The 21,357-nt window shown below is 76.0% G+C and carries 20 protein-coding genes and 2 pseudogenes; 5 read left to right on the top strand and 17 right to left on the bottom strand.

Translation table 11 applies throughout. From position 1 onward, the window contains the following. Positions 1-5 precede the first annotated feature (5 nt). From ACFY3U_RS12780 to ACFY3U_RS12770, 3 genes are read left to right on the top strand one after another with little or no spacing between them, the layout of a single operon-like run. On the top strand, positions 6-896 hold the full coding sequence (locus ACFY3U_RS12780; protein ID WP_387199532.1) for a hypothetical protein: 891 nt from the start codon (positions 6-8) through the stop codon (positions 894-896). Then, a complete protein-coding gene (locus ACFY3U_RS12775) occupies positions 889-3,573 on the top strand; it encodes an FtsK/SpoIIIE domain-containing protein (protein ID WP_387199943.1) in 2,685 nt (894 codons plus the stop codon). Before ACFY3U_RS12780 ends, ACFY3U_RS12775 begins: the two co-directional genes overlap by 8 nt. Then, positions 3,570-4,229, top strand: a complete 660-nt coding sequence (locus tag ACFY3U_RS12770; protein ID WP_387199529.1) for a hypothetical protein — start codon at positions 3,570-3,572, stop codon at positions 4,227-4,229. Before ACFY3U_RS12775 ends, ACFY3U_RS12770 begins: the two co-directional genes overlap by 4 nt. A gap of 125 nt (positions 4,230-4,354) precedes the next feature. Here ACFY3U_RS12770 and ACFY3U_RS12765 read toward each other — a convergent pair whose 3' ends face one another. From ACFY3U_RS12765 to ACFY3U_RS12715, 11 genes and pseudogenes are all read right to left on the bottom strand, one after another. After that, complete coding sequence (locus ACFY3U_RS12765) at positions 4,355-5,626, bottom strand: cupin domain-containing protein (protein WP_387199526.1); 1,272 nt, start codon at positions 5,624-5,626, stop codon at positions 4,355-4,357. A gap of 15 nt (positions 5,627-5,641) precedes the next feature. Next, positions 5,642-5,878, bottom strand: a pseudogene (locus ACFY3U_RS12760) (hypothetical protein); the annotation flags it as partial. 380 nt (positions 5,879-6,258) lie between these two features. Next, positions 6,259-6,687 carry a DUF2267 domain-containing protein gene (locus tag ACFY3U_RS12755; protein ID WP_387199523.1) on the bottom strand — a complete coding sequence of 143 codons (429 nt, stop codon included), beginning with the start codon at positions 6,685-6,687 and terminating at the stop codon, positions 6,259-6,261. Beyond that, on the bottom strand, positions 6,680-6,901 hold the full coding sequence (locus ACFY3U_RS12750) for a hypothetical protein (protein WP_387199520.1): 222 nt from the start codon (positions 6,899-6,901) through the stop codon (positions 6,680-6,682). Before ACFY3U_RS12750 ends, ACFY3U_RS12755 begins: the two co-directional genes overlap by 8 nt. A 131-nt stretch (positions 6,902-7,032) precedes the next feature. After that, positions 7,033-7,902 carry a DUF72 domain-containing protein gene (locus ACFY3U_RS12745; protein ID WP_387199517.1) on the bottom strand — a complete coding sequence of 290 codons (870 nt, stop codon included), beginning with the start codon at positions 7,900-7,902 and terminating at the stop codon, positions 7,033-7,035. A gap of 42 nt (positions 7,903-7,944) precedes the next feature. Beyond that, the gene (locus ACFY3U_RS12740) at positions 7,945-8,343 is read right to left on the bottom strand and encodes a TraR/DksA family transcriptional regulator (RefSeq protein WP_387199514.1); all 399 of its coding nucleotides are present in this window, start codon (positions 8,341-8,343) and stop codon (positions 7,945-7,947) included. A 139-nt stretch (positions 8,344-8,482) separates the two neighbouring features. Continuing rightward, positions 8,483-9,184: a uridine kinase gene (locus ACFY3U_RS12735; protein ID WP_387199511.1), complete on the bottom strand. Its 702-nt coding sequence runs from the start codon at positions 9,182-9,184 to the stop codon at positions 8,483-8,485. A 33-nt stretch (positions 9,185-9,217) separates the two neighbouring features. Then, positions 9,218-9,826, bottom strand: a complete 609-nt coding sequence (locus ACFY3U_RS12730) for a winged helix-turn-helix domain-containing protein (RefSeq protein ID WP_387199508.1) — start codon at positions 9,824-9,826, stop codon at positions 9,218-9,220. A 250-nt stretch (positions 9,827-10,076) separates the two neighbouring features. Beyond that, positions 10,077-10,628, bottom strand: a complete 552-nt coding sequence (locus ACFY3U_RS12725) for a winged helix-turn-helix domain-containing protein (protein WP_387199505.1) — start codon at positions 10,626-10,628, stop codon at positions 10,077-10,079. A 56-nt stretch (positions 10,629-10,684) separates the two neighbouring features. Continuing rightward, positions 10,685-11,170, bottom strand: a complete 486-nt coding sequence (locus ACFY3U_RS12720) for a rhodanese-like domain-containing protein (protein WP_387199502.1) — start codon at positions 11,168-11,170, stop codon at positions 10,685-10,687. A 38-nt stretch (positions 11,171-11,208) separates the two neighbouring features. Continuing rightward, a complete protein-coding gene (locus tag ACFY3U_RS12715) occupies positions 11,209-11,661 on the bottom strand; it encodes a cysteine dioxygenase (RefSeq protein ID WP_387199499.1) in 453 nt (150 codons plus the stop codon). Positions 11,662-11,835: 174 nt separating this feature from the next. Between ACFY3U_RS12715 and ACFY3U_RS12710 the strand changes: the two genes are divergently transcribed. Together ACFY3U_RS12710 and ACFY3U_RS12705 are read left to right on the top strand one after the other, a co-directional pair. Then, positions 11,836-12,183, top strand: a complete 348-nt coding sequence (locus ACFY3U_RS12710; protein ID WP_387199940.1) for an ankyrin repeat domain-containing protein — start codon at positions 11,836-11,838, stop codon at positions 12,181-12,183. A 74-nt stretch (positions 12,184-12,257) separates the two neighbouring features. Next, a pseudogene (locus ACFY3U_RS12705) lies at positions 12,258-13,187 on the top strand (DUF3500 domain-containing protein). 222 nt (positions 13,188-13,409) lie between these two features. Here ACFY3U_RS12705 and ACFY3U_RS12700 read toward each other — a convergent pair. The 6 genes from ACFY3U_RS12700 to ACFY3U_RS12675 form a co-directional block, all read right to left on the bottom strand. After that, positions 13,410-13,904, bottom strand: coding sequence for a DUF2231 domain-containing protein (locus ACFY3U_RS12700; RefSeq protein ID WP_387199496.1), 495 nt, complete (start codon positions 13,902-13,904; stop codon positions 13,410-13,412). Between the two features lie 87 nt (positions 13,905-13,991). Next, a complete protein-coding gene (locus ACFY3U_RS12695) occupies positions 13,992-14,732 on the bottom strand; it encodes a GAF and ANTAR domain-containing protein (protein WP_387199494.1) in 741 nt (246 codons plus the stop codon). A 181-nt stretch (positions 14,733-14,913) separates the two neighbouring features. Next, complete coding sequence (gene secA2 / locus ACFY3U_RS12690) at positions 14,914-17,205, bottom strand: accessory Sec system translocase SecA2 (protein ID WP_387199491.1); 2,292 nt, start codon at positions 17,203-17,205, stop codon at positions 14,914-14,916. Positions 17,206-17,313: 108 nt separating this feature from the next. Further along, positions 17,314-19,059 (bottom strand): ABC transporter ATP-binding protein, encoded by a 1,746-nt coding sequence (locus ACFY3U_RS12685; protein WP_387199488.1) that lies wholly within the window; start codon positions 19,057-19,059, stop codon positions 17,314-17,316. 49 nt (positions 19,060-19,108) lie between these two features. Next, positions 19,109-20,197: a zinc-binding dehydrogenase gene (locus ACFY3U_RS12680; RefSeq protein WP_387199485.1), complete on the bottom strand. Its 1,089-nt coding sequence runs from the start codon at positions 20,195-20,197 to the stop codon at positions 19,109-19,111. Further along, positions 20,190-21,200 (bottom strand): Gfo/Idh/MocA family protein, encoded by a 1,011-nt coding sequence (locus ACFY3U_RS12675; protein WP_387199482.1) that lies wholly within the window; start codon positions 21,198-21,200, stop codon positions 20,190-20,192. The genes ACFY3U_RS12680 and ACFY3U_RS12675 overlap by 8 nt, the downstream gene beginning before the upstream one ends. Positions 21,201-21,357 lie beyond the last annotated feature (157 nt).

Raw genomic sequence — 21,357 nt, 5'->3', positions numbered from 1 at the left:
TCGCCGTGTCCATCATCGAGGACCTCGGGGCGCAGGTGCGCGCCGCCGCAGAGGAGCTTCCGCTGGCCCCGCTCGCCCTGGCGCTGGAGAAGTTCGGCCAGGCCAGCGAGCGGCTGCGCTGGGTTCGGCAGGAGTCGGCCGACCCGATGGGGGTGCCCGAGCTCTCCGCGGCCACCGAGCACGCCGAGTCGGCCGGGCACGCGCTGCGGGTGGCCCAGGAGCAGCTCTCGGCGTACCTGGCCGCGATCGGGCTCGCCCCCGACGGCGCGCCGGCACCCCGGGCCGCCGGCCGCGAGCCGACCCACGACGCCCCGCGCGGCGACGCCGTGGCCCCGCCCGGCGCGCCCGGCGAGCAGCGGGCCGACCCGACCGTCCGGCGCTGGTGGGCGGTCCGGGTGGCGGAGCTGACCGGCGGCGGCGAGGGTCCGCCGGACGAACCGGACGAGCGGGTGGGTGACTCCCGCGAGCTGCTGCGCCGGGTGGTGAGCGGGGTCCGCTCCGGTGACCGGGACGGGCTGCGGCGGGAGCTGCGCCGGGCGCACGCCGACGTCGGCCTCGGGCTGGCCGCGATCGCCCCGCCGCTGCTGCGCGACCTCGCCGGTGAGCTGCTCGGCCACCCGCCGCGCGCGGGCGACCTCGGGCGGTTGCGGGGCGAGCTGGGCGGCCGGGTCCGCGACCTGCTGCCGGGGCTGCCGGCGCCGGTGCTCGACACCCTGCTCACCCGGATCTGCCGGATGCCGCCGGCCGGCGGCGCCGGAACCGGCCAACCGCACGCCGCCGACCCCGCGGTGACCGCCGGGGTGGTCGCCGGCGTGCTGCTCGCCCGACTCGGCCGGGACCTGCCCCGCTCGGACGAGCGCGCGGCCTCCACGGTGGCCGGTGACGACCGTGGCTGACCTGCGTAACCAGGTCGTCGCGCGGGCCCGGGGCCTGCTCGCCGAGGCGCTCGGCGCGACCCGGGCCCGATTGGCCGCCGCCGAGGCGGAGGTGACCGCCGCACAGGAACGGCGTACCCGGATCCGGCGGGCCGCCGCGGCCGTACCCGGCAAGGTCGCCGCGGCGCGCGACCGGCGGCTGACGGAGATCGACGAACGACACGCCGCGCGGCTCGCCGAGCTGGCCCGGCGGGCCGCCGCGGCCGCCCTGCGCGAGGCGCCCGGCGCGGCGTCCGCGGACTGGGCCGGCTGGCGGGCGGCGCCGGTCGGGCGCGGCGAGCCGGCCGGCCCGGTCCGGGTCGGCACGCTGCGGATCGCCGGCGCGGAACCGGTGCCCGCGCTGGTGCCGCTGCTGGACGCCGGGCACGTGCACCTGTCCGGCGAGGACCGGGCGGGCGCGGACGCGGTGGTCGCCGCGCTGCTGCTGCGCAGCGTCGGCCGGGCCGACCCGGGCACGGTACGGCTGTCCGGGTACGACCCGGAGCACCTCGGTGGCGGGCTGGCCGGTTTCGCCCCGCTCGGCACCGCCGGGCTGCTCACGTTCGTCGGCCCGGGCGGGCTGGGCCGGTTGCTGGACGACCTGGTGGAGCAGATCCGCCGGATCAACGAGACGGTGCTCGCCGGCGAGTACGGCTCGCTGCGTGAGCTGGCCGCGGTGACCGGCCGGCGGCCGGAGCCGTGGCGGGTGGCGGTGCTGCTCGGCGGGGAGGAGCTGTCCCGGCACGAGCGCGGCCAGCTGGACCGGGTGGTCCGCACCGGCGCCGCCTGCGGGGTGCACCTGGTGGTGCGCGGCATCCCGCTGCCGGACGACCCGACGGTGACCCGGGTGGTCGCCGCGCCGGACGACGCCCGGGTGGGCGCCCCGCCCGGCCTGCCGGTACGCCTCGACCCCCCGCCGCCGGCCACCCTGGTCACCGAGACCTGCCGGGACGTCGCCGCCCGGGTCAACGCCGGCCCGCCGCCCGCCCCCTTCGCGGACCTGCTGCCCCCGCCCGAGCAGATGTGGAAGGAACACTCGGCGGCGGGGCTGACCGCGCCGATCGGCGAGGGCCCGCACGGCCGGCCGGTGCGGCTGACCCTCGGCGACTATCCGCCGCACGCGCTGATCGGCGGCCCGTCCGGCACCGGCAAGACCAACCTGATCTTCGCCTGGATCGGGGCGCTGGCCGCCCGCTACTCCCCCACCGAGCTGGAGTTCTACCTGCTCGACTTCAAGGAGGGGGTGTCCTTCGCCCGGTTCGCCCAGGGCCGGCGCGACCCGAGCTTCCTGCCGCACGTCCGGCTGGTCGGCATCAACGTCAACACCGACCGGGAGTTCGGCCTGGCGCTGCTGCGGTTCCTCGCCGACGAGCTGCGCCGGCGCGCGGACGCGGCGAAGGCGTTCGAGGTGACCAAGCTGGCCGAGCTGCGGGCGGTCGACCCGACCGGGCACTGGCCCCGGATCGTGGCGGTGGTCGACGAGTTCCAGGCGCTGCTGGCCGGCCGGGACGTGGTCGCCCGGGAGGCCGCCGACCTGCTGGAGGACCTGGCCCGGCGGGGCCGCTCGCAGGGCATCCACCTGGTGCTCGCCTCGCAGGACGTGCGCGGCATCGAGGCGCTGTGGGGGCGGCCCGCGCTGGTCGCCCAGTTCACCCTGCGGATCGCGCTGCCCAAGGCGCTGCGCATCCTGGCCGAACGCAACGACGCGGCGCAGGCGCTGCCGAAGTACCACGCGGTGGTCAACGCCGAGTCGGGGATGGCCGAGGGCAACCAGGTGGCCCGGATCCCGTCGGCGAGCGACTGGGACGACTGGAACGAGTTGCAGCACCGGCTGTGGCGGATGCGGTCGCCGGACGCCGCGCCGGCCCGGCTGTTCGACGGCGACGCGATCCCCCGGCTGGCCGACGCGCCGGACTTCCGGGCCCTGGAGGCACCGGCCGGTGACGCGCCGCCGCGGGGGCCGGTGGCGCTGCTCGGTGAGATCATCGACGTGCAGGCCCGTTCGGCGGCGCTGCGGCTGCCCCGGGCGCCCGGACGCAACCTCGCGGTGCTGGGCACCCGGGTGGACGAGGCCTGCGCGGTGCTCGACGCGGCCGCCCGCTCGCTGGCCCGCCAGCACCGCCCCGGCACCGCCCGCTTCTCCATCGCCTGCCTGGACCCGGACGCCGACCCGGCCGCCCGGGCCCTATACGCCGACCTGGCCGACGACGCCGCCTGGTACGACGAGGAGACCGTGCCGGAGCTGATGGCCGAGACGGCCGAGGGGCTGGGCCGCCCCGGCACCCCGACGGTTCCGCACTACCTGTTGCTGTTCGCCGTCGACGCGGCCGCCGGCGCGCTCTCCACCGGCGGCACCGGCCGCACCGGGCTGGACCGGCTGCGGCGGATCCTGCACGACGGGCCGGAGCGGCGTACCCACGTCCTGGCCTGGTGGCGGGGGGTGGCCCGGATGCGGGTGGACCTGGGCGGGCCGGCGTCCCGGACCGACCAGATCGGGGCCTGGGTGGCGCTCGACGTGCAGGGCGGTGAGCTGGGCTCGGCGCTCTACCCCGGCAGCGGCGGCCCGGACTGGTACCCCCGGCCGTGGCGGGGACTGTTCTTCGACCGGGCGGTGCACCGCACCGGACAGGTGATCATCCCCTATGGTCCGTCCCGATGAACGAACCGGTCGCCAGTGACACCTACGCCGCCCACGTCCGCCGGCTCGCCGAGCTGACCGGCCGGGTGCACGCCCAGCGGGCCGAGGCGCAGGCCTGGCACGACCAGCAGTGCGCCGCCGCCGCCCGGGCGGCGGCGGAGGCGGACGAGCAGCTGCGCCAGGCCGAGGGGGAGGCGGCGGCGGCCCGGACGCTGCTGGAGCGGGTGGACGCCGAGGTGGGCCATCTCTGGGGCGAGCTGCGCACCCGGCTGGGCGCCCGCCGGCTCGGCCAACCACCGGCCCCGGCCCCGGACGTCACCGGGGATCCGGTGCCGCTGCTGCGCGGGGTGCGGGAGCTGCTGGACCGTACCGGCCAGCGCGGCGAGCTGCCGGCGGCGGTGAATCCGCTGCTGGTGCTCTGCGGGGTGGCCGGCGCGCTGGTCGCGTTCGCGCTGGGCGCCGCCGCCCGGGCCGCCGGTCACCGGTACGGCGGGGACCTGGCGGTGGGCATGCCGGTGCTGGCGCTGGTGGTGACGCTGCTCGGCCCGGTGGCGGGGCTCGGGCCGGCCAAGCGGCTGGCGGACCGGCGGCACGCCGTGCTGGGCCCCCGACCGGTCGTCGTCGTGCTGATCGCCGGCCTGGTGACCACCGTGGGCCTGCTGGTCGCGACGCGCTGACGGCAGGCGCGGCAGGCGGCCGCCGTGCGGCCTGTCCGCGGCCCACGCGGTGGGATGGCCGCTGGTCGCGCCGCTGGCGGCACAGCACCGGCCCGGCCGGCCGCTCGGCCGGGCCCGGCGCCGGGTCAGGCCGGGACGGCGACGGCCTCGCGGAGCAGTCGACGGGCCAGCACCAGCCGGTCGGCGTCGTCGTCGAGGCCGGGCAGGTCGCCGACCCGGACGACCGTGCCGTCCAGCAGCGCCCGCAGGGCCGGCTCACACACCGCCGGCAGGGTGATCGTCCGGTCGAACAGCCGCAGCGCCACCCGCTCAGCCCCGGCGGGAACGAGCTGCCAGCGCAGGCCGGCGCGGGGGGCGATCCGGCTGTCGGCGTCCAGGGCGGCCAGCGCGGCGGCCTGGGCGAGCGGGCGGATCGGCGCGGGCCGGGCGGCCGGCCAGGCGCGCGCCCGCAGCCGGGCGGCGACGGCGCCCGGGTCGGCGCGCAGCAGCCAGTCGCGCAGCGCCTCGACGGTCTCGGTCAGCTCCGGCTCGATCGCGTCCGGGTCGGCCACGTCGGTGCCGAACGGCAGGCCGGCGCGCAGCCGGGCGTCCTCGGCGGCGAGGGCGAGCAGCTCCTCCACCATGGCGTACCGGGTCAGCGCGCGGATGCCCACGGTCAGGTGCAGCGAGCTCGACTCCTGCGCCTGGGCGCTGTGCAGCCAGCCGCGGGGCAGGTAGAGCGCGTCCCCCGGCTCGAGCACCACGTCCAGCGCGGCGGTGCCCTCGGCGGTGGCGGAGACCTCGTCGGCCCGCCCGCCCCAGGGCTGCCGCTCCAGCGGGTCCGGCAGCACCGGCGGGTGGATCCGCCAGTGCTTGCGCCCGTCGACCTGCAGCACGAACACGTCGTGGGTGTCGTAGTGGGTGGCGAAGCCCTGGCTGGCCGGCGGGGTCAGGTAGGCGTTCACCTGCAACGGCTGCGCGAGCGCCGTGCCCAGGTCGCGGGTGAAGTCGACCAGCGCCGGCCAGATCCGGTGCAGGCCCTGCAGCACCAGGGTGGCGCCGGCGGCGTACTGCTCCAGCACGCGCTCGTCGAGGACCTGGTCGCCGATCTCGGCGCCGGCCCCGCCGCCGCCGGTCCAGCGGGCCGCGGGGACCAGCTGGCCGTCCCGGGCGACCCGCAGGAACGGGGTACGCAGGCCGCGCCGGCTGAGCAGCTCGTCGGCGTCGTCCGGGCTGAGCAGATCGGTGAAGCCGGTGGGATTGGGCAGCTCGGCGGCGCGGGACAGCAGCGGCGCCCTACCCCAGTAGGCGGCGGCGAACTTGGCCGGCTCGACGCTGACGCAGCGGGCCAGCGCCGCGGCCGCGGCAGACGGAACCGCCGGGCGGCCGTGGCCGCCCGGCGGGTCGGTGATCGTCACGTCGGTCGGTCAGCGGGCGCTGCCGTCGGCGCCACCGTCGGAGTGGCCGGGGGTCGCGCCACCGTCGGCCGGACCCTCGGCCCCACCGTCGGCGCCACCGTCCTGGTGACCCGGGGTCGCGCCACCGTCGGCCGGACCCTCCGCGCCACCGTCGGCGCCACCGTCCTGGTGACCCGGGGTAGCCCCACCGTCGGCCGGGCCCTCGAGGCCGCCGCCGCTGGTCGTCTGCATGTCGTCGTCGTTGAGTGCCATGGGTCTCCCTCGGGTGTGCCGCCCCGGCATCGGTCGGGGTTCGTCGTGCTGCGGGTGGTACCCCACGTGCGATCTTCTCTAACCACACCGTAGACGTCCGGACCCGCACGTACGGGCCGTTCGGCGGGGCTCGGCGCGGCGACCCGTCCCGCGCGTTCGGCGCGGGCTGGGGGACGGAGGCTTCGACGCGGAGGAGTTCCTGGAGGGGGTCAGCCGCCCGGTCGGGAGCCGGCTCGGCACCCGGTACGGGGCGGCGTTCGAGGTGTTCCCGCTCGGTCCGCAGTAAGCGGTCCGGTGGTGATCCTGGTCGACGCGGCGGCGATCGCCGGGCCGGCCCGCCGGGTGAACCGTACGGCGTGACACCCGGCGGGCGGGCCCCGCTAGGGAATCATCCGGGCCAGGTCGGCGGGCATGGTGGACCTGACGTCCTCCCACTCGCCCTGGCTGACGTGCCGGCGCAGGGTGTCCAGCACCACCTGCGCCACCCGCTCCGGGCCGCCCTCGGCGTCGTACGGGAAGCCCTGCCGGACCTCGTAGCGGAAGTCGTCCCGGTCGAGCTTGATCGGCACGTTCGCGGGCTGCCAACCGTCGAAGTAGACCCCGCGCACCAGCACCGGCAACTGCTGGGCGAACTCCACGCTCTCCTGCACCGGCATCCGGTCGCGCAGCAGGTGCAGCACGGTGCGCAACGCCGCGTACGACTGGTTGCGCCGCTCCCGGGGCCAGCCGTACGCCCGCTCGATGTCCTTGAGGATCTGGTTGGTCTTGTCCCGCGAGCTCTCGAAGACGGAGATCGGTTCGTCAGCCATCGCGCCACCCCCGGCCCTCGGCGTCCCACCGGGGGTCGTCGTCGCCACCCCACCGGCGGTCGTCGTCGCGCCCCGGCGGGCCGGACGCGCCGCGCCGGTGCCGCACGGGGCTGCTGGTCCGGTTGGTCCGGGCCGGCCGCCGGGGGTCACCGCCCGAGCCGACGACGTGCAGCACCGAACCGCGTCGTGGATCCGCCACCACCCGAGCCGCCATACCGGTCACCTCCGTACCGTCGTCGTTCCCGGCCGCGGCGGCGGCCGGCACCCTCCATGCTGCGCGGCGCCGGGTGAGCGGGCCTCACCCGGCGCGGGTGAGGCCGGCGGCGTCGGCGCCGGGGAGAACGGTCAGTCGGCCAGCAGGTCGACCAGGGTGCGGGCGTTGGTCTGCGCGTAGTCGCGGTAGCAGTTGTTCATCAGCACGTGGGTCTGCTCGGCGGAGTCGGCCAGCTCGCGCAGCTTCGGCGCCCAGTCGCGCAGCTCCCGGTCGGAGTAGCGGTAGCCGAACTTCTCGTGGATGTCCTTGCTGGTCCACTTGTCGCTGTGCCCGTGAAAGCGCACCACCGCCAGGTCGGCGGTGGCGGCCAGCACCGGCGGCACCGAGCTGCGGTGGCCCTGGGGCATGTCCACGCAGACGAAGGGCAGCCGGTGCCTGCGCAGGAACGCCAGCGTCTCGTCGGCGTTCGCGCCGTCGAACCAGGACGCGTGCCGGAGTTCGAAGACCGGCCGCAGCGGGCGGCAGCGCCGCTCCACCTCCAGCAGGTAGTCCTTGTTGTCCCGCTTGATGGTGAACCAGGGCGGGAACTGGAACAGCAGCGCGCCGAGCTTGCCCGCCGCCACCAGCGGGTCCAGCGCGGACAGGAACCGGGTCCAGACCTCCTCGTACGCCTGCGCCGGCAGGTCGTCGGGGTAGACGTTCTTCTTGTCCGTCTCCGGCCGCAGGTCCTGGTAGAGCGCGGAGACCCGGGTCGGGTGCCCGGTGAGCAGGCTGAACGCCTTGACGTTGAAGGTGAACCCGGCCGGGGTGCGCTCGGCCCACAGCCGGGCGGTCCGCTCGGCCGGCGGCGCGTAGTAGGTGGCGTCCACCTCGACCAGCGAGAATGCCCGGGCGTAGTACGCCAGCCGCTTCTCCGGGGTGTCCGCGGTCTGCGGGTACCACCCGGAGTCGAGCAGCGTCGGGTCGGTCCAGGACGCGGTGCCCACCCTGATCTCACCCATGAGCGGAAGTCGACCGCGTCCGGATCCGACCGGCAACCGCGGTCAGGCCGCCCGCCGCTCCCGGTGCTGCTTGCAGGCCACGCAGGAGGTGGCCGAGGGGAAGATCTCCAGCCGCTCCACCGGGATCGGCGCCGCGCAGCCCTCGCAGAAGCCGTAGGTGCCCTCGTCGAGCCGGGTCAGCGCGTGCTCGAACTGGGCCCGCCGGTCCAGGATGGTGCGCAGCAGCGACTGGGCGGTGTCCCGCTCGGCCGTCTTGGTGCCGCTGTCGGCCTGGTCGTCGCCGGCGGTGTCGCCGACCTCCACCAGCCGCAGCCCCTGGCTCTGGGTGACCGCCTGCTCGTACTCCGCGGACAACTCGTCGTACCGGGCCCGCAGGGAGAGTCGAATCTGGTCGGTCTCCGCCTGGGAACGGCCCGTACCGACCGTGTCGTGGACGAGCATCGCTGCCTGCCTTTCGTGGGGTCGGTGCCGTGGTCGGCCCGGTCCCCCGGATACGGTGCGCACGGGTGAGATCACCCGTGCCCTGTGAGCCGGGCGATTACCCCGCTCCCCACGGCAGCAAACCGGCGATTTTTCCGCCTCAGTCGGCCGGCTGGTCCGGTTCGACCAGGGCGGGGTGGCGGGGGTCGTCCGCGCGCACCACCACGTCGGCGAAGGACTCCGGCGCGACCTCGTCGGCGTACCGCTGGTAGGCCGGCAGCGCCCAGCGGTGCTCGGGGTCGGTGCGGCGGGCCAGCGCGGCCGGGGTGAGCCGCAGGTGCACGGTGACGTCGAACGGCAGGCCCCCGCCGAGCAGCAGGGCGCCGCTGACCAGCAGCACGCCGCCGGGTGGCAGGTCGACGTAGCCGGCCCGACTGGCCCGGTCGGCGGCGGCGTCCCAGAGCGAGGGCAGCACCCGGCCCGAGCCGCCCGGACCGGCCGGGTCGAGCACCTCCCGGCGCAACCCGGCCTCGTCGGTCCAGCCCTCGTAGTAGGCGTCCGGGTTGGTCCGGCCGTGTTCGTAGCGGATCGAGGCGGGCCGCAGGAAGTCCTCCGCGCGTACGTGCAGCACCGGCCGGCCGAGCGCGCGCAGCGGGTCGACCAGGGCCGCGGCGAGTCGCTGCGGGGCGGCGGCCGGCGGGCCGTCCAGGCCGACCCGCAGCCGGCCGCCGTCGGTCGACCCGGCCGTCGACCCGGCGCCGGACGGCGGGGGTACGGCCGGCGCCAGCTCGCCGGCGGCCGCGTGCAGCCGTTCGGTCAGCTCCTCGACGAGCCGGTCGGGTGAGATCGGACGGACGCGCATCCGCCCATGGTGCCCCGGACGGTGCCGGGCGGGTCAGCCGGTGCGGTCGATGGTGACCCGGGCGTCGTCGGCGAGGCGGTAGCCCACGCCGTACACGGTGGTGACCAGGGGGACGTCCACGCCGACCTTGCCGCGTAGCCGGCGCACGTGCACGTCGACGGTGCGGACGCCGGCGTGCTCGTAGCCCCATACGGCGTTGAGCAGCTGGAGCCGGGTGAACACCCGCCGTGGGTGGGCCACCAGGTGCAGCAGCAGGTCGAACTCCAGCCGGGTCAGCGGCAGCGGCTCGCCGTCGCGCAGCACCGAGCGGGACGAGGCGAGGATGTGCAGGGCCGGGATGGTCGGGGCGAGCGGTCGGCCGGCCTGCCGGCCGGCGGGCAGCTGCTCGGGCCGGCGCTCACCGGGCACGCCGCTGGTGGCGATCGTGGCCTCGCCCCGTTCCAGCAGCTCCCGGGCCGCCTCGAGCAGTCGTCGGGCCGGCGGGGTGAGCGACTCCTCGCCGGCCAGCGGGATGGACAGGGTCACCGTCAGCATCGGCGCGGACGTGTTGGAGGGGCGGCGTTGGCCGCCCGGCGGCCGGCCGGGGACCGCGGGTTGGGACGTGTGCCATCCGGCGCGCGGCGAGGCGGGGCTGACCGACATGGTCCTCCTAGGCTGGTCCGGATCCCACGGCCCGGGACGCCGCTGCATCGATGCTTCCCGGCACCTCAGCGAGGGTCAAGGGGCGGCCGCGTTGCATGAATGTGACATATAGCGAACACATCGCAGCCAAGCCCTCGCTCTGCGTACGAGCCAGATGATTACAGCAGAGTCGTCCGAACGTCCGGTTTTCGGGGGTACCCACGGCGGGCGCCGCGCCCGATCGGCCGGGCCGGCGGCGGGGTCGGCCCGGTCAGCGGAGCCGGTCGACCCGGATCGGGGCGTCGTCGGCGAGCCGGTAGCCCACGCCGTACACGGTGGTGATCAGCGGTTCGTCGCCGCCCAGCTTGGCCCGCAGCCGGCGCACGTGCACGTCGACCGTGCGGGCCACCGCGTGCGGGTGCCCCCACACGTGGTCGAGCAGTTGGGGGCGGGTGAACACCCGGCGCGGGTGCTCGGCCAGGAAGAGCAGCAGGTCGAACTCGATCCGGGTGAGCGCGATCTCCCGCTCCTCCCGGCGGACGGTCCGGGAGCCGGCGAACACCCGAACGAGCCGGGGGTCCTCGGCCACCGGCGCCGGGCGCGGCGCGGGCAGGGCGGCCACGATCCGCGGCGCGGGCGGACGGCCGGCGACCTCGCCCGCCTCGGCCAGCTCGCCGAGCAGGTCGACCAGGCGGGCCAGCCGGGGCGGGAGCGGGTCGGCGGAGAGGTCGACGGTGATGGTGAGCGTCGGCACGGGCCGGGGCCGGCCGGCCGGCGGTCGGCCGGCCGGGTGCGGGCGCGAGGTGATGGCGACGACGGACATGGGCAGGGCCTCCTGGGTCGGTGGTGCCGTCCGCGGCGCCCGGTCGAGCGCGGCGGTCAGTACGCCGCCCGGCCGGCGGTCACCGGCGGCGCGACGGGCGGGGACGGGCGGGGTGGGGTGGGGCCGAGGACGGGCAGACCGGCGATCCGCCAGGCCACGAATCCCCCGGCGACGTCGGTGGCCCGGTGCAGGCCGAGATCCTGCAGCGCGGCGGCGGCCAGCGAGGAGGTGTAGCCCTCCTGGCACAGCACCAGCACCGGCAGGTCGTAGCCGACCGCCTCGGGCAACCGGGCGGGACATCGCGGGTCGAGCCGCCACTCGAGCACGTTGCGCTCGATCACCAGGGCGCCCGGCACGGTGCCGTGCGCGGCCCGCTGGGCGGCCGGCCGGATGTCGACCAGCAGGGCGCCGCCCCGGTACGCCAGGTGGGCGGACTCGGGGTCGAGCCGGCGCAGCCGGGCGCGGGCCGCGGCGAGGATCTCGTCGATGCCCCGGGAGCCCGGCGGGGGCGTCGAACGGCCCGGGGTGAGGGTGTGCGGCATGGTCGTGGTCCTTTCCGGGGAGCGGGTCGGCGGGGCGGTCACCAGGCGGCGCCGGCCTCGGCCACCTCGGCGAGCCGCAGCCGGCCGTCGGCCAGCAGGTAGCGGTTCATCCGGCGCAGCGCGGGGCGGTAGACGTGCACGCTGACCGCCGGCACGTCGCCGCGGTTGGTCACCACGTGCACGTGGCGGGGGCCGAACCGCCGACCGGCGCCGGCGGCGAGCCGGTGCGGTCGCAGCTCGCCACCGACCACGGTCTCCTCGGTGAGCTCGCCGGCGACCACCAGGAACGCGCCCGATGACCCACCATGGTCGTGCAGGTCGGTGCCCTGACCGGGCAGCCAGCTCAGCGCCCACACCTCGTGGTCTTCGGCGACGGCGAGGCGGGCGTACCACCGGGTGGCCGGGTCGAAGCTCAGCGGGACCGGCCATCGCGTCGGGTCGGTGTACCGCTCGGCGACGGTGCGCAGGTCGGTGGGGTGGATGCTGGTCATGGCGTCTCCCGAGGTGGTGCGTGCTGGGGACCAGTCTAGGCGGTAAACCCTATAGGTTTAGTAGGCAATACCGGATGTTGGGACGTGGTGTCGGCCGCGGGCGGTCCACCGCGGCACTAGCCTGCGGGGGTGACCGACGAACTCGACGCCGAGACCCTGGCCTTCGCCCACCGCATGTTCGACCTGGCGCGCTGCGGGTCCACCGAGGAACTCGCCGGCTACCTCGACGCCGGACTGCCGGCGAACATGACCAACGACAAGGGCGACACGCTGCTCATCCTGGCCGCGTACCACGCCCGCCCGGACACGGTCGCCGCCCTGCTGGCGCACGGCGCCGACCACGCCCGGGTGAACGACCGGGGACAGACCGCCCTCGCCGCCGCGGTGTTCCGGCAGAACGAGGCCGCGGTCCGGGCGCTGCTCGCCGCCGGCGCGGACCCCGAGCACGGCGGCCCGTCGGCGGTGGAGACCGCCCGCTTCTTCGACCTGCCGGAGATGCTCGCGCTGCTGACCGCGCGCTGAGCCGGCGACCGCGGGCAGCGGACCCGGCGGCGGGCCGGTATACAGGGGCGGTGGAGGAACCCGTACCCGAACGGATGCGGCGGGCGACCACCGCGCTGCTGGCCGGGCTGGACGGGCCCGCCCGCGCCGCGGTCGCCCGCCCGTTCGCCGACGACCGGCGCCGATGGTTGGAGTACCGTCCCCGTCCCCGACCGGGCGGCTGCCTGGCCGACCTCGACGTGGCCGGCCGCAAGGCGGCCCACCGGCTGCTCGCCACCGCGCTGAGCCCCGCCGCGTACGCGCAGGCGATGGCGGTGATGTCGCTGGAGGAGGTGCTGGACCGCGCGGAGGGCTGGCGGCGGGGCCGGCACAGCGGCGACTACTGGGTGGCGACCTTCGGCGACCCCGGCCGGGACGACCGGTGGGCGTGACGGTTCGAGGGACACCACCTGTCGGTGACCATGACCGTCGTCGACGACCAGGTCTCCCCCGCCCCGATCTTCCTCGGCGCCAACCCGGCCACCGTCCGGCACGCCGGCCGCCCGGTCTCCCGCCCGCTCGGGGTGGAGGAGGACCTGGCCAGGGAGCTGCTGGAGGCGATCGGCTCGGCCGGCCGGGCCGCGGCGATCATCGCCGACGAGGCGCCGGCCGACATCATCAGCGCCACCCGGCCGACGGTGACCGCGCCGCTGGAGCCGCTGGGCGTACCGGCCGGGCGGCTCGGCCCGACCGGCCGGGCGCTGCTGGACCAGCTGGTCGCGCTCTACCTGGACCGGCTGCCCGCCGAGCTGGCCGCCCGCGAGGCGGCCCGGCTCGCCGGCGGTGAACGGCACTTCGCCTGGGCCGGCGCGACCCGACCCGGGGCCCGGCACTACTACCGGGTCCAGGGCGACGACCTGTTGATCGAGTACGACAACACCACGGACGACGGCAACCACGCGCACACCGTGCTGCGCCGCCCGGCCGGCGACTTCGGCCAGGACGTGCTGGCCGACCACCACGCCGAGGCCCACCATCGCCCCTGACGCCGCCGGCACATCCGCGCGCCACGCCCACCTCCGGATGGCCGGACGGCGGCGCGCCGGGCGACACCCCCACGGTCGGGTGACCGGCCGGACGGGTGGGGCGGTGGCTCAGTCCGCCCGGACGGCCTCGACGAGGAACCGGCGGGAGTGGGCGATTCCCGCCGGCTCGAATCCGCCCCGCACCGCGCCGGCGGCCGGCAGATCAGGCGCGTGGCCGCCAGATCAGGCGCCGGGGCGGACGATCTCGACGGTGGCGCCGCTCAGCGGGTCGAACCCGCTCGGCTCGCGCCGCCCGACGGCGTCGAACCGGCGCATCAGCCGGGCGCCCAGCGCGACGCCGACCGCGCCGACCGCCAGCGCCACCAGCTCGGTGACCAGCAGCACGCCGCTGGCGCCGTGCCGCGGCGCGTCGGCGCGGATCAGGCAGGCCAGCACGAACAGGGCGGCCATCCCGGCGTTGACCATGTTGACGGTGACCACGCTGCGGCGGCCCGGGCCCGGCCGCATGTCCCACAGGTCCACCATGCCGGCCGTCGCGGTCAGCGCGGCGGCGACCAGGCCGGCCACCGCCGTCCAGTAGCCCACCTCGCCGAAGAACGCCGGACCGCCCGCCAGGTCGGCCAGGTCGAACACGGTCGCGCAGACGAACAGCCCGAACGGGAACGTCACCAGCATCGGTTGGATCGGGTGCCCCTGCACCCGCAGCCGGCTCTCCATGATTCCTCCCCAGGATCGGACAGCGCCCTCCTCCAGGGTGCTACCCGACCGCCAACGGGACGAAACGAGCAGCTCAGCGCGGGTGGCTCAGGTCTCCCTCGGGCGGGAGACCGTGGCGACCAGCCGCTCGGCCACCTCGCGCAGCGGGATGTCCAGCGAGGTGGCGGCGCTGCGCAGCACGTCCAGCGCCTCCGGCGCCGGGCAGCCGCGCTGGGTCATGATCACGCCGATCGCCTGCCCCACCACGCCCTCGCCGAGCAGCGACCCGTCCAGCTCCCCGGCCCGCGCCGCCTGCTTCGCCCGGTCCCGGACGGCGGCCAGCAGCAAGCCGGCGTGCTCGGCCAGCAGCATCGCGGTGAGCTGGTGCCGGGTGGTGAACGGTGCGGCGGAGCCGGCGTACAGGTTGATCGCGCCGATCACGTGGTCGTCCACGTCGACCGGGGCGGAGATCACCCCCCGTACGCCGAGGCCACGCGCCCGCACCGCCCAGGCCGGCCAGCGGCCGTCCGCGTCGAGGTCACCCGCAATGATCATCTCGCGCCGGGTGATCGCGCTCATCGCCGGCGACTCCGGTCCGTGCCGCAGGTCGTCCAGCTCGGCCAGCCGCGGGTCGGAGGCGGCCACGCCGGCTGGCTCACCGGCCCGCAGCGCGGTGAACCCGCACCAGGTGACCTCGGGTACGGCGTCCCGGGCGACCCGGACCAGCCGGTCCAGCGCCTCGTCGAAGTCGTCCACCGCGATCAGCCCGGCGGTCAGTTCACGCAGCAGGGCGGCGGTCTCCAGCACACCGAGGGTATCGATCGTCGGCTCCCGCGTATCCAGGTTCACCGGCCCACGGCCCCCACGCACCGTCCGATGCCCGGCACCGGCGCCATTGCCTGTGTCATCGTTACGATCTCTCCCCCGATTCGTGAGCCCCGGCCTACTACCCTCGCAAACCGGGATCGAAACCGCGCAAAGGGGCCTCCGCCCGGCCGGAACGACCCGGGCGGAGGCCCCTACGCGATGCTCAGCGGGCGGCGGAGAGCCGCCGGCCGATCGACGCGATCAACCGGTCCAGCTCGGAGCCGAACGGGTTGTCGTGCACCAGATACGTCCAGGTGGCGGTGGGCCGCACCAGCTTCGAAGAGTCCGGCTGCCAGTCCCCGTCGAACTCGGTCTCGGTGAACGTGTCGATGGTCCGCCGCTCGATCTCCGGGACGAGGTTGTTGAACGCCGGCACCGCCGCCCGGTGGAACTCGTCCAGCGGGTCGAGGCGGCCCAGCGCCCGCAGGTGCACGCCCTCCCGCACCTCGGACAGCTCGGCCAGGTGCTCGGCCCAGAGCCGGTCGAGGTGGAACAGCGCGATCGACCGGGCCACCCGGGCCAACAGCTCCTCGTCCAGCTCGCCGGCCTTCTCCGGCACCCGGTCGAGCAGCATCAGCGCCGCGACGTCGGTGGTCAGCAGCCGCTCCCGGCGCTCCGCCAGGGCCTTGCGCTGCTGCTCGATCACCACGCTGTAGCGCCAGGTGTTGCGGTGGATCTCGTGGGCGACGCCCTCGGCGACCCGCTGGGCGTGCTCCACCGCGTAGTCCACCTGCTCGTCGGTGACCAGGCCGTCGGCGTTCATCCGCGGCGACGCGGGCACGGCGTCGCCGGCGTGCCGGACCACCAGCTCGTCCTCCAGGCTGACGAAGAAGACCGAGCCACCCGGGTCACCCTGCCGGCCGGCCCGGCCGCGCAGCTGATCGTCCACCCGCCGGCTGTCGTGCCGGCCGCTGCCGATCACGTACAGCCCGTCCAGCTCGGCGACCCGGTCCCGGTCGGCCTGGTCGCTGCCGCCCAGCCGGATGTCGACGCCCCGGCCGGCCATCTGGGTGGAGACGGTGACCGCGCCGTACGCGCCGGCCTCGGCGATGATCGCGGCCTCCTCGTCGTCGTTCTTGGCGTTGAGCACCACCGACGGCACCCCGGCCGCGTGCAGGGCGGCGGCCAGCCCCTCGGACTCCTTGACGTCCAGGGTGCCGACCAGCACCGGACGGCCCCGCTCGTGCTGGCGCCGGATCTCGTCGACGAGCGCCTCCTCCTTCTCGGCCCGGGTGGCGTAGATCCGGTCCGGCTCGTCCTCGCGGACGCACGGGGTGTTCGGCGGGATCACCGCCACCTCGAGGCCGAAGAACTCGCGCAGCTGGTCGCCGACCAGCACCGCGGTCGCGGTCATCCCGCAGAGCTTCGGGTACAGGGTGATGAAGCCCTGCACCGCGATGGTGCCGAGCACCTCACCCTCGGCGGTGGCGGCCAGCCCCTCCTTGGCCTCGACGGCGGCCTGCAGCCCGTCCGGCCAGCGGCGGCGCTGGGCCACCCGGCCGCGCATCTCGTCGATCAGCTCCACCGAGCCGTCCCGGACGATGTAGTCCACGTCGCGGTGCAGGAGGGCGTGCGCGTGCAGCGCCACGTTCACCGCGGAGAGCTGCCCGACGTGCTCGGTGTCGTACAGGTCGATGCCGTCCAGGCGGGCCTCGACGGCGGCCAGGCCCTCGCTGGTGAACGCGACGCTGCGGCCGTCCTCGGGGATGGTGTAGTGCGCGCCCTTGCGCAGCCCGCGCACCAGCGCCGCGGCGGACTGCACCGGGTCCTGGTCGCCGGCGACCGCGCCGGCCAGCACCATCGGCACCCGCGCCTCGTCGATCAGGATCGAGTCGACCTCGTCGACGATGGCGGTGGCCAGCGGCGGCTGCACCCGGTCGGCGAGGTCGGTGACCAGCTGGTCGCGGAGGAAGTCGAAGCCGGCCTCGCTGACCGAGACGTAGGTGACGTCGCAGCCGTACGCCGACCGCCGTTGGGCGGGGGTGGAGGCCTCGTTGACCCAGCCCACGGTCAGCCCGAGCAGCCGGTAGACCGGCTCCATCCACTCGGCGTCCCGGCGGGCCAGGTAGTCGTTGACGGTGAGCACGTGCACCGGCCCGTTGCCCATCCGCACGTGCCCGTACGCGGCGACGGTGGCGGTGAGCGTCTTGCCCTCCCCGGTGGCCATCTCGGCGACCTTGCCGGACAGCAGCGACATGGCGCCGAGCAGCTGCACGTCGTACGGCCGCTGGTCGAGCCCGCGGCGGGCGGCCTCGCGGCCGACCGCGCAGATCTCCTGGTAGCCGGTGGCGGCGCCGGCGGCCTCGGTGAGCGCGGCGTCGTCGAGCGCCCGCAGCTCCTCCTCGCGCGCCTCGATGCCCGGCAGCAACTTCTCCAGCGGCGCCAGGTCGACCGTCGTCCCCGGGCGCTGGAGGAACCGCCGGACCCTGCTCTTCAAGCGTTGCGACACACCCATGAGCGGCAACGGTACGCGAACCGGCGGCCCGATCGCTGCCCGGTCGGGCGGCCCGCGCCGGTGTGTCCCGTCCGATCGGCGTCCGAGCAGCTCGCGGGGGCCCGGCAGTCAGCTCAGCAGCAGTTGGTGGGCGGCCAGCTCGCGGTAGAGCGGGCTGGTCCCGGTCAGCTCGTGGTGGGTGCCCACGGCGACCACCCGACCGCCGTCGAGCACCACGATCTGGTCGGCGTCGACGACCGTGGCGAGCCGGTGCGCCACGATCAGCAGGGTCCGCCGCACGGCCACCGCGTCGATGGCCCGGCGCAGCGCCGCCTCGTTGCGGGCGTCCAGGTTGCTGGTCGGCTCGTCCAGCAGCAGCACCGGCGGCCCGGCGAGCAGCGCCCGGGCGATGGCCAGCCGCTGGCGCTCCCCGCCGGACAGCAGCACCCCACCCTCGCCGACCTGGACGTCCAGCCCGGCGGCGGTCCGCTCGACCAGGTGGCCCAGGTTCACGTCGTCCAGCGCGGCCCGCAGCCGTTCGTCGGTGGCGGCGCCGACGCCGAGCAGCAGGTTCTGCCGCAGGGTGCCGGCCAGCAGCGGCGCCTCCTGCTCGACGTAGCCCAGCCGGGCCCGCAGCGCGTCGCGGGGCAGCCGGCGCACGTCCACCCCGTCCAGCCGCAACGCCCCCTCGGTCACCTCGTAGAAGCGCTCCACCAGGGCCAGCAGCGTCGACTTGCCGGCGCCGGAGGGCCCGACCAGGGCGGTGCGGGTGCCCGCCGGCACGGTGAAGCTGACCTCGCGCAGCACCGCCGGCCCACCCGGGTAGCCGAAGCCGACCCGGTCGAACTCGATCACCGCCGGCCCGCCGGCGGGTGCTGCCGGCGCCGGGTCCGGGTCGTCCCCGGCCCCCTCCACCGGTACGTCGAACATCTCCTCGATCCGCTGCAACGCGCCGAGCCCGGTCTGCAGCTGGGTGTACGCGTGCACCGCCTGCCCCAGCGGCAGCACCAGGAAGAACAGGAACATCACGAAGGCCACCAGGTCGCCGACGCTGATCGCCCCGGCCGCCACCCGGGCCCCGCCCACGCCGAGGACCAGCAGGAACGCGCCCTGGATGGTGACCGTGCTGAGCGGGCCGACGAAGGCCTGCACCCGGGCCACCCGTAGCCCGGCCTGGTACGCGGCCTCGGCGCCGGCGGCGACCGCCTCGGTCTCGCGGGTCTCCGCCCGGGCGGCGCGGATGGTCCGCGCCCCGGAGACCGCCCGCTCCACCGCGGAGGTCATCTCGCCGATCCGCTCCTGGGCGGCGCGGGACAGCCCGCGCACCCGGCGGGCGAACGTCACCGCGAAGCCGATGCCGCCGGCCACCCCGACCATGGTCACCCCGAACAGCACCGGGTCGAGCAGGGCCATCGCGGCGGCCGCGCCGACCACCAGCACCGCCCCGGTGACCGTCTCGAACAGGCCGGAGGTGACCACGGCACGCAGCAGGGTGGTGTCCGAGCCGACCCGGGACAGCAGGTCGCCGGTGCGGCGACGGTCGTACTCGGCGATCGGCAGCCGCAGCAGGTGCCCGGCCAGCCGGCGACGGGTGCCCAGCACCAGCCCCTCGGCGGTGCGCTGCAGCAGGTAGTCGCGCAGGCCGCCGAGCGCCGCGCCCGCCACCACCAGCCCGACCAGCACCACGACCAGGCCGGTGACCGGCCGGGCGGCGGTCAGCGCGTCGAGCACCTCCCGGGTCAGCAGCGGCTGGGCCAGCGAGGCGCCGGCCCCGGCCAGCGAGAGCGCGCCCACCACGGCGAGGGTGCCGCGGTGGGCGCGCAGGTACGGCAGCAGGGCGGCGAGACCGCCCGGCCGGGCGACTGCGGTGCTCATGCGCCGACGGTAGCCGCCGGTCGCCCGCCGGTCGCCACCCGGCGGTGGATCAGGCGGTGAACACCACCTGCAGTTCCGAGCGGCGCCGCTCGGCCAGGTCGGTGAGCAGCTGCGGGGCCTCGGAGAACGGGACGACCGCGGAGACCAGGTGCTTGCGGATCAGGTCTCCGTACTGCCGCAGCAGGTCGATGGTCTCGGCGGAGAGCCGCTCCCGGTCCCAGGTCGGGGCGAGCCCGCGCGGGACCCGGCCGATCTGGGCGCAGCGCAGCGACAGCCCGTTGTGGTGGAACTCCTCGCCGAACCGCACCGCCTCCGCGCCGCCCTGGTAGAACGCCAGGTCGATCACGGTGCCCTGGGGACGCAGCAGGCGCAGCGCCAGCTGCATCGCCCAGGCCTGGCCCCGGCACTGGAACACCACGTCGGCACCCCGGTCGCCGGCCGCGTGGTTCCACCGGGTCTTCAGCACCACGGCCGGGTCGTCGGCCTCGGGGTCGAGGGTCTCCAGGCCGAGCGCCTCGGCGACCTGCCGGCGCGCCGGGGTGGGGTCGAGCACCACCACCGAGGCAGCGCCGTGCCGCTTGGCGAACAGGGCGGTGAGCAGGGCCACCACCCCGCTGCCGACCACCGCGACCCGCCGGCCGCGCACCCCGTCGCCCAGCGAGCGCACGTCGGTGCCGCACAGGTCGGCGGCGGCGTGCAGCACGCCGTTGGCGCAGATCGGGCCCATGTGCGCGACGTAGACGCCGAGCAGCGGGTCCAGGTCGTCGGGCAGCGGCACGAACCGCTCGGCCAGCGGGTCGGCCACGTAGCCGGTGCGGTGGCCGTACGTCATCGCGCCGACCGTGCCGACGGCGATCGCCGGGGTACGGCTCTGCACCACCCGACCGACCTGCATGTACCCCAGCCGGGTGACCGGGTACGGGGTGCTCGCCTCGCCGGGCTGGAACAGGCCCAGGCCGGCGTTCCAGGTCACGTTGAGGTACGGGTTGGTGCCCTTGACGAAGCTCAGCTCGGTGCCGGCGGAGACCCCGCTGTAGAGCGTCTCCACCCGGAAGCTGCCCTCGGGCAGCTCGCCGGAGTCCTGCTCGATCAGCTCGACGGTGCCCGGGGCGGTGACCGCCACGACGGTGTCACGCATCGGCGCCCACCCCCGCCGGCGCGGGAACGGCGGCCGGGCCGGTGGGCAGCGTCACGCTGCGCCCGGTACGCGCCGACTCGGCGACCGCGAGGGCGAGGCGCTGGGTGCGCAGCGCCTCGGCGTACGGCACCCGGACGTCGTCGCCGACCCCGGTGACCGCGTCGATGAAGGCCCGGTCGACGGCCACCCGGGCGCCGTCCGGGTCGGACCCGATCCGGCGCTCCCCGTCGGCGTCCCGGACGGTCAGCCCGTCCTCGGCCAGCGACAGCGCCAGCCCGTCGGCGAGGATCTCCAGCCCGGCCCGGTGCTTCCAGTTGAGCACGCAGGCGGCGGCCAGGGTGCCGACCGCGCCGCCGGCGAACCGGATGGTCGCGGCGGTCACCGAGTCGATGTCGGCGCCGTCGACCGGCGGCGGGGTGCCGTCGCCGTACGCGGTCACCTCGGTCGCCTCGCCGACCAGCGCGCGGATCAGGTCCAGCACGTGCGCGGCCTGCTCCACCACCGGGCCGCCGGAGCGGTCCCGCACGGCCCACCAGGCCACCGGGGGGACCTTGTCCAGCCAGGCGCCGTTGACCATCCGGACCGGCCGGCCGGCGAGCAGCTCGCGGGCCTGCTCGACCACGTGCAGGTAGCGCCAGTGGTGGCCCACCGCGGTCAGCAGCTGCTTCTCCTGCACCAGCGCGGCGATCCGCTCGGCGGTGTCCAGGTCGACCGCGACCGGCTTCTCCACGAACATCGGCACGCCGGCGGCGATCACCGCCTCCTCCACCGGACCGTGCGCGAACGGCGGCACGCAGACGTACACCGCGTCCGGCCCGGCGGCCAGCAGCTCGTCGATGTCGGCGAACGCCCGCCCACCGTGCGCGGCGGCCAGCTCCTGCGCCGCGTCCCGGGCCACGTCGGTCACCCCGAGCAGTTCCACGTCCTCGAAGCCGCTCAACACCCTGGCGTGGCGTTGCGCCACCCCACCGGCTCCTACCAGTCCCACCCGGCACGTGCGCATTCCACAGACCCTCTCGACGCTTTTCACGATTTGCGGCTTCAGAACTCCCCGCGCTGGTGGAACGCGAAACCCGGGCGTGCCGGCAATCAGCCGTTCACCTGCCCGGAACCGGAGAGTGTGACCTTCGTGATCAAGCTGTTAGTCATGATCCGGTTAG

Source organism: Micromonospora sp. NPDC000089, assembly GCF_042899365.1.
Classification (GTDB): domain Bacteria; phylum Actinomycetota; class Actinomycetes; order Mycobacteriales; family Micromonosporaceae; genus Micromonospora.
Note: the sequence above shows the minus strand (reverse complement) of the source record. Positions and strands in the feature narration are given on the sequence as shown.

Excerpts from the sequence above, each read along its gene's own strand:
- ACFY3U_RS12740 (WP_387199514.1), bottom strand. The coding sequence starts at position 8,343 with ATGCTCGTCCACGACACGGTCGGTACGGGCCGTTCCCAGGCGGAGACC.
- ACFY3U_RS12755 (WP_387199523.1), bottom strand. The coding sequence starts at position 6,687 with ATGGCTGACGAACCGATCTCCGTCTTCGAGAGCTCGCGGGACAAGACC.
- ACFY3U_RS12685 (WP_387199488.1), bottom strand. The coding sequence starts at position 19,059 with ATGAGCACCGCAGTCGCCCGGCCGGGCGGTCTCGCCGCCCTGCTGCCG.
- ACFY3U_RS12715 (WP_387199499.1), bottom strand. The coding sequence starts at position 11,661 with ATGACCAGCATCCACCCCACCGACCTGCGCACCGTCGCCGAGCGGTAC.
- ACFY3U_RS12725 (WP_387199505.1), bottom strand. The coding sequence starts at position 10,628 with ATGTCCGTCGTCGCCATCACCTCGCGCCCGCACCCGGCCGGCCGACCG.
- ACFY3U_RS12675 (WP_387199482.1), bottom strand. The coding sequence starts at position 21,200 with ATGCGCACGTGCCGGGTGGGACTGGTAGGAGCCGGTGGGGTGGCGCAA.
- ACFY3U_RS12710 (WP_387199940.1), top strand. The coding sequence starts at position 11,836 with ATGTTCGACCTGGCGCGCTGCGGGTCCACCGAGGAACTCGCCGGCTAC.
- ACFY3U_RS12720 (WP_387199502.1), bottom strand. The coding sequence starts at position 11,170 with ATGCCGCACACCCTCACCCCGGGCCGTTCGACGCCCCCGCCGGGCTCC.
- ACFY3U_RS12700 (WP_387199496.1), bottom strand. The coding sequence starts at position 13,904 with ATGGAGAGCCGGCTGCGGGTGCAGGGGCACCCGATCCAACCGATGCTG.
- ACFY3U_RS12745 (WP_387199517.1), bottom strand. The coding sequence starts at position 7,902 with ATGGGTGAGATCAGGGTGGGCACCGCGTCCTGGACCGACCCGACGCTG.
- ACFY3U_RS12750 (WP_387199520.1), bottom strand. The coding sequence starts at position 6,901 with ATGGCGGCTCGGGTGGTGGCGGATCCACGACGCGGTTCGGTGCTGCAC.
- secA2 (WP_387199491.1), bottom strand. The coding sequence starts at position 17,205 with ATGGGTGTGTCGCAACGCTTGAAGAGCAGGGTCCGGCGGTTCCTCCAG.
- ACFY3U_RS12770 (WP_387199529.1), top strand. The coding sequence starts at position 3,570 with ATGAACGAACCGGTCGCCAGTGACACCTACGCCGCCCACGTCCGCCGG.
- ACFY3U_RS12730 (WP_387199508.1), bottom strand. The coding sequence starts at position 9,826 with ATGTCGGTCAGCCCCGCCTCGCCGCGCGCCGGATGGCACACGTCCCAA.
- ACFY3U_RS12735 (WP_387199511.1), bottom strand. The coding sequence starts at position 9,184 with ATGCGCGTCCGTCCGATCTCACCCGACCGGCTCGTCGAGGAGCTGACC.
- ACFY3U_RS12680 (WP_387199485.1), bottom strand. The coding sequence starts at position 20,197 with ATGCGTGACACCGTCGTGGCGGTCACCGCCCCGGGCACCGTCGAGCTG.